The 13,423-nt window shown below is 42.0% G+C and carries 11 protein-coding genes; 9 read left to right on the forward strand and 2 right to left on the reverse strand.

The window, feature by feature from the left end; all coding sequences use genetic code 11:
- Positions 1–434: 434 nt before the first annotated feature.
- The 8 genes from C427_RS27050 (at position 435) to C427_RS04565 (ending at position 9,294) form a co-directional block, all read left to right on the forward strand.
- Entirely contained in the window at positions 435–1,568 is a 1,134-nt protein-coding gene (locus tag C427_RS27050) for a glycoside hydrolase family 3 protein (RefSeq protein WP_236613740.1), read from the forward strand.
- Complete coding sequence (locus tag C427_RS27055) at positions 1,543–3,021, forward strand: glycoside hydrolase family 3 C-terminal domain-containing protein (RefSeq protein ID WP_015430478.1); 1,479 nt, start codon at positions 1,543–1,545, stop codon at positions 3,019–3,021. Before C427_RS27050 ends, C427_RS27055 begins: the two co-directional genes overlap by 26 nt.
- Before the next feature lie 91 nt (positions 3,022–3,112).
- A complete protein-coding gene (locus tag C427_RS04545) occupies positions 3,113–5,041 on the forward strand; it encodes a TonB-dependent receptor (RefSeq protein ID WP_015430479.1) in 1,929 nt (642 codons plus the stop codon).
- A 19-nt stretch (positions 5,042–5,060) separates the two neighbouring features.
- The gene (locus C427_RS28090) at positions 5,061–5,363 is read left to right on the forward strand and encodes a TonB-dependent receptor (RefSeq protein WP_015430480.1); all 303 of its coding nucleotides are present in this window, start codon (positions 5,061–5,063) and stop codon (positions 5,361–5,363) included.
- Between the two features lie 96 nt (positions 5,364–5,459).
- Positions 5,460–6,986, forward strand: coding sequence for a sulfatase family protein (locus C427_RS04550; protein WP_007636805.1), 1,527 nt, complete (start codon positions 5,460–5,462; stop codon positions 6,984–6,986).
- A 76-nt stretch (positions 6,987–7,062) separates the two neighbouring features.
- On the forward strand, positions 7,063–7,584 hold the full coding sequence (locus C427_RS04555) for a nuclear transport factor 2 family protein (protein ID WP_007636812.1): 522 nt from the start codon (positions 7,063–7,065) through the stop codon (positions 7,582–7,584).
- Between the two features lie 46 nt (positions 7,585–7,630).
- Positions 7,631–8,725, forward strand: a complete 1,095-nt coding sequence (locus tag C427_RS04560; RefSeq protein ID WP_007636814.1) for a sterol desaturase family protein — start codon at positions 7,631–7,633, stop codon at positions 8,723–8,725.
- A gap of 293 nt (positions 8,726–9,018) precedes the next feature.
- A complete protein-coding gene (locus tag C427_RS04565) occupies positions 9,019–9,294 on the forward strand; it encodes a hypothetical protein (RefSeq protein WP_007636816.1) in 276 nt (91 codons plus the stop codon).
- Positions 9,295–9,495: 201 nt separating this feature from the next.
- On the opposite strand, the gene C427_RS28710 is transcribed toward C427_RS04565, so the two are convergent.
- Both C427_RS28710 and C427_RS04570 read right to left on the reverse strand, forming a co-directional pair.
- Positions 9,496–9,789: a topoisomerase DNA-binding C4 zinc finger domain-containing protein gene (locus tag C427_RS28710; RefSeq protein ID WP_236613765.1), complete on the reverse strand. Its 294-nt coding sequence runs from the start codon at positions 9,787–9,789 to the stop codon at positions 9,496–9,498.
- Positions 9,755–12,415 (reverse strand): UvrD-helicase domain-containing protein, encoded by a 2,661-nt coding sequence (locus C427_RS04570; RefSeq protein ID WP_015430482.1) that lies wholly within the window; start codon positions 12,413–12,415, stop codon positions 9,755–9,757. Before C427_RS04570 ends, C427_RS28710 begins: the two co-directional genes overlap by 35 nt.
- A gap of 598 nt (positions 12,416–13,013) precedes the next feature.
- Between C427_RS04570 and C427_RS04575 the strand changes: the two genes are divergently transcribed.
- Entirely contained in the window at positions 13,014–13,307 is a 294-nt protein-coding gene (locus C427_RS04575; RefSeq protein WP_226991101.1) for a hypothetical protein, read from the forward strand.
- The last annotated feature ends 116 nt before the right edge of the window (positions 13,308–13,423 follow it).

The following is a 13,423-nucleotide window of genomic DNA, read 5'->3' on the forward strand; positions in this document are numbered from 1 at the left end:
TCCGCTCTGTTTACCGCCTGATCTCTGAGCATGCGCCAGTGCGTGTTCGCTGCCTTTTGAATATCTGTCAGCAATAGAATTATCCATATAAATAAGTGGTTTCTGTATTCTATTTATTTTCTCTAACTGAAACAATCACCACAATGCATTAGGTTAACAAGAAATTAAAATAATGTAATTAAAACGTCAATATATTGCGACAACTATCAATTCTAGTTATTTATCCACATAGGATAGCGAAATACAAGGGTGATCAGCCAATATGAACAGAGCGAGAGCTAGTAATACAGATGCCTGCGGATTGGAACACTAAAGAAATAGTAACGCTAATGAGCATTATTTGAACATTTTAAGACACAAAACTTTGCTCAGCTGTGCTGCTCAATTGTTATTTTATTCCATATAGTGCGGTAGCACTTTTACAGAAGACAAACATGACTAAACACTTGCTTACATGCGTTTTTATCTACGGTTTAATGTGTTGGATGCCATTAAATGCTTATGCTGACTCGAAACAAGAAATAGATACTGTGGATCTAAAAATACAAGCTAGGGTTAATGCCCTGTTAGAAAAAATGACGGTGGCAGAAAAGGTGGCTTTGCTTTCAGGGGCCAATTTTTGGAAAACGGTTGCCATAGAGCGTTTGGCTATCCCGTCCATCCAAGTAACAGATGGCCCTAACGGAGTGCGTTCCAATAACAGCGACCCCACGACGTTGTTTCCTGTAGGTGTGGCTATGGCGTCAACTTGGAACCCCACTTTAATCCAGAATGCCGCTGCTGCTATGGGCAGAGAAACTCGCGCCATGGGCGCGCACGTTTTGCTGGGGCCTAATGTCAATATTCAAAGAGTGCCATTGGCCGGCCGTAATTTTGAGGCTTATTCGGAAGATCCCTATCTTAGTGCTGAGATTGGGCTTGGTTTTGTGTTAGGCGTGCAAAGCGAAAACATAGGTACATCACTCAAACATTTTGTGGCAAACAACCAAGAGTATATGCGCCGAACAGGTAGCTCTAATGTGGATCAGCGCACATTACGTGAAATCTATATGCCCGCATTTGAAAAGATCGTGAAACAAGCAAAGCCTTGGACTGTTATGGCAGCTTACAACAAGGTGAATGGGGTCTTTATGACTGAAAATAAAACCTTGCTGCAAGATGTACTCAAAGATGAATGGGGCTTCAATGGCGTCGTAGTTTCAGATTGGGGAGCACTGCATACCACTGCTCCAGCAATTGAAGCTGGGCTTGATCTTGAAATGCCTGGGCCTGCAAAACATTATGGTGCCGAATTGTTGGCTGCAATTGAGCAAGGCGATGTTGACGTAAATTCACTCAATAACAGTGTTAAACGCCTACTGACGCTGATTATTAAAACAGGTGCGATGGATACTCGTACCTCGGCGACACAGGCCGGTGCTAATAGCGAAGTGAACTCCCTTGCCCATCAGCGTTTGAGTCAGCAAGTGGCGGAAGAGGCAATCACACTGTTAAAAAACGAAAAAAATCTACTGCCCCTTAATCTTAAAAAATATCACCTCCATGGCCGTTATTGGCCCAAATGCTGACGCCGCAATTGTACAAGGTGGCGGTAGCTCCCAAGTGGTGCCTTTTCAACAGACAACGCCTCTGGAAGGTTTACAAGCGTTAGTGGGTGAGACGATAAAAGTTGCATATGCACAAGGCGTGGATAATGAGCCTGAACCGGCAACACTGGATGCTAGGCTACTCAGCCCAGACAAACAGAGAACTCAGCAAGGTTTACGGCTGGAATATTTTGGAAATCAAGATTTTTCAGGCGAACCAGTATTTGTTTCCACAGATAGTCATTTTTCAAAATTGGGATTTGCCGATGAAATTCCAGCCGCTGCTAAGAATCGTTTTTCTGCGCGCTGGCAGGGGTATTTTTGGCCTAAAGTCAGTGGGCGCTACGAATTTGAACTGGTGCATTTGTCCAGTGCCACACTCACGATTGATGGGCAGGAAATCATCAATGACAGTTTGGATAAAGAGCACACCGGCTTTTTAGAATTTTTGAATATAGGTGCCCGCAAGGCAGGCATAGAGCTTAAAGCCGGGGTAGCCTATCCGTTCAAGCTGGATTATGTGGCCGGTAAAACCCCGGTACCACTCAATTTGTTGCGTTTGGCAAGTCGTAGTCCTTCTGGTGAATTTTCTGAAGCGGTGAAACTCGCCAAAGAGTCAGATGTAGCAGTGGTGTTTATAGGTGTGTCAACCACATCAGAAAGTGAAGGTAGAGACCGCTCTGATTTAGCATTGTTTGGAAAGCAAAATGCGTTGTTGGAGGCGGTATTAAAGGTTAACAAAAATACCATTGTTGTTTTGAATAACGGCGCACCACTGGCAATGCCATGGATAGATCAAGCGAGTACCGTTATTGAAGCTTGGTTGCCTGGGCAAGAGGGCGGACATGCCATTGCCAATGTACTGTTTGGGCATACCAACCCCTCTGGAAAATTACCGGTTTCGTTCCCCAAACGTCTAAAAGACAATCCTAGCTATCTGAATTACCCCGGCGATCAAGACGCTAACTACGGAGAGGGGATCTTTGTAGGTTATCGGTACTACGATAAAAAGGACATTACCCCCCTGTTTCCTTTTGGACACGGGCTGTCGTATACCCACTTTGACTACAGTGATTTGACTCTATCGAATGCGGTATTTGACACAGAGGATCTGCTAGTTTCTATCAATATTAAAAATACGGGTGCCATGACCGGCAAAGAAGTGGTTCAGCTTTATGTCCAAGACATCGAGTCTAAAGTTGTTCGCCCTGTCAAAGAGCTCAAGGGATTTAATAAAGTGTCTTTACGTCCAGGTGAGCTTAAGAGAATCACCTTTACATTAACCAAAAGAGACTTAAGTTATTTCGATGTTCACAGCCAAGCATGGCGAGCAGACGCAGGAAAATTTACCGTTTTAGTGGGGAGTTCTTCACGAGACATTCGTCAGAAAGTGTCATTTCAGCTACCAAAAAATTATAGCCTTGAGATCAATTAGGTCCGAATACAGCAATACGAAAGCTCGCAAAACAAGAGTGCTCCAGTTGAATTTGAAAGATTAATATAATAATAATTAAGGATACGAATATATGAACAACCTTGGAAAAAGAAGTCGAGTGGCGTCATCGATATCACTTGCAATAGCGACTTTGATGGCCTCACCTCTGATTGCTGCAGAAAGCGATTATGAACTTGAAAAAATTACAGTCACTGCATCTAAAAGAGTCGAAAACTTACAAGATGTGGCCTCGGCCGTTACTGCGTTGTCGGCAAAGGATCTCATCAATAGTCAAATTACCCGCACGGAAGATCTCGTTAATTTATCTCCCTCTTTAACGTTTCAAAGCGGCGGCAGTGACAATGCATCCTCATTTAACATTCGCGGTATTGGCACACAGTCATATAGTTCGGGCGTTGAGCCGAGTATCGCGACCGTTATCGATGGTGTGATAATGGGACGTTCGGGCATGGCCTTTAATGAGCTTTTAGATGTGCAGCGTGTTGAAGTATTACGTGGTCCCCAAGGCATGTTGTTTGGAAAAAATGCTTCAGGTGGCGTGGTGCAGATTATCACCAATGATCCTGGCGATACCTTTGAAGCGGCTATTAATTCAAAAGCAATTCTATCTGGCACCGATGAGTATCGAGTGAGTGGCATGGTCTCTATGCCAGTCTCAGACACTCTGGGTATCCGTGTGGCTGCGTTTACCACAGAGCGTGATGATCATATTAATAATGTGTTCAATGACCGTGATGTAAATGGCAGCAAAAACAAAGGTGGAAGAGTAAAAATCAAGTGGCAGCCCACTGATGATTTGAGTGTGAAATGGAGCAGCGACTTTAGTGAAAGAAGCGGAGAGTGTTGTCAGCCTCAGCCGCGATCGGCTACTCCCACCGAGGCGTTTTTTTTAGGCGCAGTCAGCGCATCTGAAGATAACGACAGCATCAACGTCAGTGCAGAGCTCTACAATGAGTCGGAATCATGGGGTCACTCCTTAGAAGCTAACTGGGAGCTTGGTGAATATACCTTAACGTCAATCTCGGCTTATCGAGATTATAATTCTAAGTCGAATCAGGATGTTGATGGCACCCCCCTGACGTTGCTTGATATCAACGCGGGCGAGTCTAATCAAACCCAACAAACCCAAGAACTACGCCTGACTTCACCTCAAAATCAAACTCTGACGTATGTGGTGGGCCTGTATTATTTTGAACAGCGCATGAATCGAGATTTCCAGCGGGTTTATCACGATATTTTTGGAAATTTTGTCCCTACATTTCCAGGCCTGAAATTTGGCTCTCAATACGAGGCGACGGTTGATAGCATTAGTTATGCGGGATTCGGTCAGTTTGAGGTCAACATCAGTGATACCTTCCGCCTACTCGGCGGCGCTCGCTACACCAACGAGCAATTGGACTTCGAATTCGAAAGAGAACAAGGGGCAGGCGTTTATGCACCTATTGTGGCTAACCAAGCCTTGTATCAAGATTCTACCAAGGATACTGACTTCTCATTCAAAGTGGGCGCTCAGTGGGACATGAATAAAGACGTAATGAGTTATGTGACCCTTACCGAGGGGTACAAAGGACCAGCCTTTAATGTCATTTTTGAAATGACCAGTGATAACACGCTACCGGTTGCACCTGAAACTAGCAACGCTATTGAAGTGGGGATTAAGTCCAGATTGTTCAATAACCATTTGGTGCTTAACACCGCCCTGTTTCAGAGCAACTATGACAATTTTCAAGCTCAAGCTCAAGATGCCAATTCATCCGCCTTTACCTTGCTTAACGCAGGTGAGGTTCGTACTCGCGGGATAGAGGTAGATTTCCAGGCGAGACCTAATGAAGATATGATGATTTCAGGTGGACTTGCTTACATTGATGCACAAATTGTCGATTTTAAAGGTGGGCCATGCAGTCCACGGCAAGTTGCGATTAACGAAAATTCTTGTGGGGGTAACAGTCAAGACTTGTCTGGTAAAGACCTACCTTTTTTCGCCAAACGTGAAATTTAATTTGTCAGTAGAGTACTTTATGTCCTTAGGTGGAGATCATGAATTAGTGCCTCGTGCTACTTATCGCTGGCAAGGTGATGAGTTGTTTTCTATGGATCAGGACAAAGAAAAAAGCCAAGACGCTTACGGTGTTTTGGATATCTCTGTAAGACTAGAATCCCTAGACCAATCCTATAGCGTCACCTTGTTTGTTAATAACGCTTTAGACGAAAATTATGTCGATGCCATTATTCACAATAATATCTGGGCCGGATCCTACGACCATTTTTATTCGGCAAAAAGTGAACGTACTGCTGGTATCGACTTCAGATACACTTGGTAGCCGCTAGCCATACCCGTTAAGTTACAGCACTAACCGTCTGCTTTGAAATGAGCAGGCGGTTCCTTTTGTCACTATGGAGCAAAAAAGGAGCAAAAAATGTACTACCAGAAATTTTTATTATCTATCTCGTTTTTTATGTTGTCGATGGTTGGACTCACTGTGGCCGCGGAACAAGCACTAAGCGAAGAAATAGCTAATAACGAAGTCGTGACAACAAGTGAGATTACTAGCCCGCCAGACAAACCGAATATTGTGTTTATATTTGCCGATGATTTGGGATACGGTGATATTGGGGCGTACGGCTCAACAACCATCAACACTCCCAATATCGACAAAATGGCCGCGCAAGGAGCCAAGTTTGACGAGTTTTATGCTGCATCACCGGTGTGTACACCTTCTCGCGCGGGTTTGCTAACTGGCCGTTACCCCATTCGTCAGGGGATCCATAATGTGTTTTTCCCAGAAAGCTTCCAGGGAATGGATCCAGAAGAAATTACCATTGCTGAAGTATTAAAGGGTGCTGGGTACGCCACTGGTTTAGTGGGTAAATGGCACTTGGGTCACCACGAACAGTATATGCCTTGGAATCAGGGATTTGATGAATTTTTTGGGCTACCTTACAGCAACGACATGGGTGGCTTATATTATTTCAATAACAAAGACATAGATTTTGAAGAAGTGGATCAGCGTTACATGACCAAAACCTATACGGATCAGGCGCTGCAATTCATTGATAAACATCAGGAGCAGCCCTTCTTTTTATATCTCGCTCATAATATGCCTCACGTGCCTATTTATGCTTCGCCAGAATTTGAAGGTCAATCGGCTGGTGGCGCTTACGGCGACGTGGTTGAAGAATTGGACTGGAGTGTCGGCCAGGTTCTAAAAAGATTAGACGAACTCAATCTGTCAGAAAATACGCTGGTGATTTTCACCAGCGATAATGGTCCATGGTTACTGATGGGGGATGAGGGAGGGTCTGCTGGGCCGCTTCGAGAGGGCAAACAATTTACATTTGAAGGCGGCATGAGAGTACCTACTGTTGCCTATTGGCCAGGGACAATTAGCCAAGGAACAAAACCTCAGGGATTGGCGACTATGATGGACTGGTTGCCGACCTTTGCAAATTTGGCAAATGTGCCTGTTCCTGCTGACCGTGTTATTGATGGCAGAGATATCACCGGTTTATTAACCGGCAAGGGAACACGAGCTGAGCAAACATTGTTTTATTACATGAACGGCGAATTACGTGCTTATCGTAATGGCAATTGGAAGATTAAACTGCCTTATAAAGGCCAAGTCGGGTTTCTCTCTTGGTTACAAGATGGGTTTGTTTCAGGCCATGAGTTACTGCTGTTTAACCTTAAGGATGATCCGGGTGAAAGCAACAATTTAGTCGCTGAAAATGCTAACAGAGTAGAGGTTATGCTTGCAGAGATTGATGAATTTAAAGCCTCGTTGGGTACTTTACCAGAGGCCAAAAAAACCGGGAAAAATATGGATTATGGCCCCTATATTCGACTTGTTTCAGGTTTAGGCGCAAAAATGTTGCTGGTATTTGTACTTGGCTCGTTTTTTATATTCTGGGTGATACGCAAGTGTATACGTTTAGCTCGACGCTAGTGGCCTTGATTGTTCTGCCTGTTAGTACTGGGCAGTTACTGCAAAGCAGATTATTGTGCATAGGAGGACAGATGTGATGAAAGGGTTTACCTACTATCTAGCCACTGCGATGTTGCTTGTATCAGTGAGTACCGTTGGGGCAGCAGAGCATGGTAAAAACATCTCTGAATTAGAGCAACTCGTGATTGAAAGAGATTGCGAGGCGCTCGCCATAGCCTATACCCATGGGGTGGATCTTGAACACCCCGAAAAGGTGGCACAATTATTCACTAATGATGGTCTTTGGCAGATTGGCAACCAGAAAGTGCAAGGACGTGATGCCATTCATACCTTTTTTATTTCACAGCAGGCACAAAAAGATTTTGTGAGTCGACATGTCTTAAGCAATCATAAGGTCACAGTTAATAACAGCTCTAGTGCCAGTGGAATTTCATATGTAACTTTGTATCACTTCAAGGGTGAGCTGGGCAGTGAAACCATGATTGACACTGGCCATCCATATGCAGTTGTGGTGTATCAAGACGAATATGTGGCCACTAAACAAGGTTGGAAAATAAAAAGCCGGAATATATTGCCTAGTTTTGTTGGAAAAAAATAATCTTAAAGTAAAGCGAACAACCTATTGAATTAACGAGAGAAGATGAATGAACATTATTACTTATGCAACACCCTTTTTTTTATTGGCTATATTGCTCGAACTGGCCTGGGGTTGGTTTAGAAAAAACAACACTTATCGTCTTAATGACAGTGTGAATAGTCTTTCTCTAGGTATGCTGCGCACCTTAAGCCAAATTATGTTTATTGGTATTGGCGCGGTGGTTTTTGCAAAAGTAGAAAATGAATGGGCTATTTTTTCATTTGATAAAAGTCTTGCGTTGCATTGGATTGTAGCCATCCTCATTTACGATTTTTGCTACTACTGGTTTCATCGCATCAGCCATGAACGCCAGTTTTTCTGGGGCTCTCATGTAGTGCATCACCAAAGTGAAGACTATAATTTGTCAACGGCTTTAAGGCAGACAGGCACCGGTTTATTTACTACTTGGATATTCTTTGTACCGTGTTTTTTGCTTGGCATCCCGCTTTATATGTATATAACCATTTCTACTGGGCACCTTGTCTATCAATTTTGGATACATACTCAACACATTCCCAAACTGGGATTTCTTGAGTGGTTTTTAGTGACCCCATCGAACCATCGCGTTCATCATGCGCAAAATGCTCGATACATAGATAAGAATTACGGTGGGTTATTCATTATATGGGACCGGATATTTGGGACCTTCGCTGAAGAAGATGAAAGTGAAGATATTATCTATGGTTTGAGAACGGCCCTAAATAGTTGGAACCCCTTGTGGGCCAACGTGCATGTATTTGTTGGTATGTTCCGTGACGCCTGTAGAGCCGAAAGTTACCGAGATAAGTGGGCAATGTTATTCTCTCGCACGGGTTGGCGCCCTAGTGATGTAGCACGTAAATACCCCATTGAGAAAACCGACCTGGCAAATTTTCACAAATATAACCCCACGTTATCGTCAAAAGTAAAAGTGATGGTTTTTTTATACTATATGCTGATGTTGGGATTTTTTATGTGGCTTATGGCCAATGTCGGATCCATGTCGTATCTGTATCAAGTTGGCGGCGGCTTAATATTGACTTTGTTTGCGTTGGTGCTTGGTGTGGTAATGAACAATCGCAATTCCAACAAAGCCATTCTAAAAAAGGGCAATACCGGCTAGGTCTGCCCCACGGGCTCTGCCAAAACCAATTTGTCTCAGCCGCTCTTTGTACCTGAATAAAACCGATTTTGGGCCCGCTTAAAACAGGGGGCTCAAGATATCAAAACAGACCAATAAGTATCTGGGGTCTGAGTCTGGAATATCCCCACAAAATAAACAGGTAAGTCATTTTAAAATAATTTGGAATATTCACGTTACGTGGTGATCAGATCACTCGTCAAACATCACTGTAAACCTATACCATGAATGAAGTTGTTATTTTGAAGACGTTTCTTACAGCTGTCACGCCTAAAATGTATAAAGTTAGACGAGCGGCATTAACAAATTGTGTGAGCAGTTTGTTAGATGGAGCTAAAGTCAGTGTAACCTTTATGGGACGCGGGATTTCATATTCAGTATATGAAAAAAATCTCATCAAACAAGCTGACCGTTTGTTGTCTAATAAACATGTTGTGAATGAACAATTACCCATCTACCGAGCAATCTGTACGCAATATACGAATGCTTCATCACGTTCTATTATTTTGATTAACTGGTCGGAATTAGATACGTATAAAGTGAACAGCTGATTTCGTTATTATTTGTGATCAAATTGCGATTTAATATACTTATACACACCACATACTTTAAAAACATTTTTGCTAAATCAAAAACCGTTGTTTATATATTATCTTGGACGTTCGTTATGACAATAGTCTGTTTAAATATACTATTCTGGCGTATTGAGGCCTTATTATGTAGCGTGCATCTCATCACCCACCATAATTTAGCTAAAGATAAGATTCCAACTCAGGCCATTGAATGCTTGCTGGGTCTCTGCCATTTTTACAGCTTAATGCTTCGTCGCCTTTAAAGTTTCGACATCCCCAAAAGTCACCTTTAGGCCCTTTTCTTAGTACCATTTCTGCGTCGCATTTATCACAAATTGGGATAATATGGTTACAGTTCGTATCGAGGCATAGCTTAAAGCCAGTATGGCGTTTACGCGTCATCGGACTAGAACATTGCTGGCAAGGTTGTTCTTTATGCCTACATCGAGGAAATAAAGAACAACAATAAAAAATACCATAACGACCAGTTTGTTTTTTTAACTACGCCAGTATCGCAACGCATGCAATTAATATCATCGGTATACACTTGCTCGTTTTCACTGCTGAACTCGTCTAGTTCTATATCGTGCTCCGCCATTAGCTCCTGCACAAAACCACTGGTATTGGCCATATCTGCAATAATATAAACCCTATGTCTTGCGCGCGTGAGTGCGACATAAAAAAGTCGCCTTTCTTCTGCGTGGGGGTAATCTTCCTGCGGGGGTAAAAGTGCATCTAAAATAGCCGGTGTGGCTTTTTCGGAAGGAAAGCCATGTTTACCCTTTTGCAGGCCGATGATGACCACGTAATCTGCTTCTTTACCTTTGGCGGCATGAAAGGTGTGAGCTTGCATTTTTAATAGAGGATATTTAGCGCTGAGTGTTTGAATATCAGCATGACTTGGAAGTTTAAACCCGAACCGTGCTAACAAATATACGGTAACGGGCTTACATGTTTTCGAGTAAATAGCCTGTAATACATCGTCTACAGCGCCGTTAGATAATTCTATTAGTGAGCTTTGATAATTAGCGACTGTGTGATCCCCTCTTCTTAATAGTGAAATCGCGGGTGTGGCAACATGGGTTAGCGAGGTGATTGTTTTGTGTAGTTGAGCGGGGTTTTTACTAATGAAGTCTGAGGTGACTTGCCCGATTTTATTATTAAAGCGAAACGTTACATCTAGTTCGGTTTGCGTAGTCAAGCCAAAGTACTTTGCAAATTGGGTGGTTAATCTTATGTCTGCGCCACTAAATCGATAGATAGCTTGCCAATCATCACCAACAGCAAAAACAGAGCTACCATTATTGTTATCACGCAGTGCTTTGACTAATCTCGCTCTAGGCTTAGATATATCCTGAAACTCATCCACCATAATGCATCGCCATGGAGATGTAAAAAGACCAGATTCAACGTAATCTATCGCCTTGATAATCATGTCTTCAAAGTCGACTTCATCTCGCTGATGTAAATGGTGGTTGTAAGATGACATTATAGGTTTAAGCAATGCTAATGCTGTTTCTGCTTGTTTAGTATCCTCGGCCCTGTTGATGATATCTGTTTGGGCTTTTTCATCTAAATCTGCGGCTTTATAAAGTCCGAGTAATTTACCGAAAAGCTCAGCTAAAACGCTTATTCTTCCCGTTTCCCTTAAGCTTGCTAAGATGGATTCAATAGGCAAAATTTCATAGTCAATTTTATGTTCAGATAAAGCGTTTTGCAGTTCGTTCAATAAAGTATCTTGCTTATGCTGTGCATAAGTTAACGTTACACATCTAGTGTTATAACGTTGATGTGTGGCCTTTTTCCACGCTATAGATGCGTGGTATTGGTCTTTATCAATATACGGCGCAGTATTACCTGCTTCATCGACGCCATAATATTCGATATAAAGTTCATATTCAGGCAAGTAAAAGTCAGGTTTATACTGCCTGCGCGCCACTGTTTTTACATCAAATTGATATGCTGCTGCGTATTCGTAATCTATGCCATGATAAAAAAGCCAGTTGGCAATATAGAGCTCACCAAAGCTTTTTACTTTATCTCCTTTAAGACTAAGGATATCGTTATCATTTAAGTAGTGGTAATAATCGCCAAGGGTTTGAAAGTCAAAATCATTCTTTTCTACATAATAATATTGACTGAAGTAATCTAACACCCGTGCTCGATATTCTGACTGGTTTTCAATCAGAGATTCAAAAGAATTGTGTAACCACTCAGCTTTGACTTTTTCATCTTCAGCAAACACCGAAAGGCTGGGTCTTCCTCCTTCGACTTGTGAAATGATGCTAAGTCCTAGACTATGAAATGTGGCTGCTTTTATTTTATCTGTGGTCAGTTTATCTTGAATTCTTTGATTCATTTCATCAGCGGCTTTGCGACCGTAGGCAAGTAATAAAATATCATCATATTTTGCCTGCTGGCTCTGAACCAAATAGCCTGCTCTAGCGATCATTACGCTAGTTTTTCCGGTTCCAGCACCCGCGAGTAATAAATTATTATCGTCGTCAATAATGCACGCTGTGCGTTGTCGCTCAGTTAAAGGGTTGGATTCAACCTGATCGAAAAATGATTTGTGATGCTGTAGTTGTTCTTTTACATAGCGGTGTTGGAAAAAATGGGTGGCAACATTATCCCATTTTGAGTATTTGTCTAATAATTGAATTTTCTTTTCTATCAACGCTAAGCTGTTACTTTCCTTAATCCATGGAAACCAGCGACTACGCTCTTGCAGCGCTAAGGATTTAATGTCGCTGATGCGTGACTGACGCAAAAAACCATGGCTCAGAATGTTGGCTATTTTCTCAAGTAAAGCATCAAGTTTAGCTATATTCGCGTTTACCCAATACTGGTCGAAACGCGTTTTTAAAAAGTGATCACTATGATAACCCATCATCGTTAACGTGACGTTTTGGTCAGCAGTCGAAAAATGAATAGTTTGACCCAAAAAACCAAACTTAAAAGATAATGGAGTGGTCACTTCACTCCATTGAATTTGCTGGTTGGTTTTGTTGTGTGTAACTGCTAAGGCATGCTCGTTAAAAGCTAATGGTATTTTATTAGAAAATATTCGACCGAATATACTGGGTACAATAGAATTCATCTACGACAGAATGCCCAAGTGAAATTAAAGAGATGCCACTATTTTAAGTTAATCTGCACTATAAGTGTAAAGAAATAATGGTCCTAAATTTTGATTGGATCAGCAGCTCCAAGGGTAGATCGGTTGAAAGATAACCGTTATGGTTTTTTTAATGTAAAAACCCACACATCGTCATTCTCTGACAAGTGATAATGATGAAAACCCCATCACAATTGTTACAAATTTAACAAACTATAAAATTTAGACTGCATCAGGGATAAGAGTAAATTTTCGACACTATAGTGTTTGCTTTAAACCTCTTGAGCAATTATTTACGATTAGACTGTTACGAGTCAGCCCACGGTGTCTGCCACAGTAAGTCATTCAGCGAGGTAATAATTGAGAGGTGTTTTTCAAGTGAGCTGGTCTATGGCGGATATATTGGTTGGCGAAGTACTACTCCAAAAACATGAGGTAGATATTCAAACGTGGGTATTCATGACCATATTATTTGTACGTCTCAACGTGTCAACGATATCAGCAAAATGATGTCATCCTTAGGGAGGCATTATGTGTGTTACTTCAATTATACCTAAAGTAAATCGGGGCGCTGTGGGAAGTGCGCCATAAATTCTGTTTAGTTGAAGCCGAAAATTATCTATTGCACGTGTATCGTTATATCGAATTAAACTCTGTCAGAGCAGAGATGGTTAATACACCATCGGCATACAAATACTTAAGTTATCAAATCAATGGCCTGGGAAAAGTGTCCGATTTATGCACTCCACATGCTCTTTATCTCACAATAGACCATTCAGCTAAAGGAAGGAAACTCGCTTATCGAGAATTATTTAAAGACCATGTTGATGGTGCTTCGTTAGCAGAGATACGAGATGCCACCAATAAAGGTTAGCAATAGGTAATGAACATTTTAAACAGGAAATTAAAGCGCTAATGGCAGGCGTATGTTGCCAGCAAAAATGATGAGACCTTTAGAGGTTTAAAGCTGTAGTTTACTTTGACCTTGGA

It is taken from the genome of Paraglaciecola psychrophila 170, assembly GCF_000347635.1.
Taxonomy (GTDB): Bacteria; Pseudomonadota; Gammaproteobacteria; order Enterobacterales; family Alteromonadaceae; genus Paraglaciecola; species Paraglaciecola psychrophila.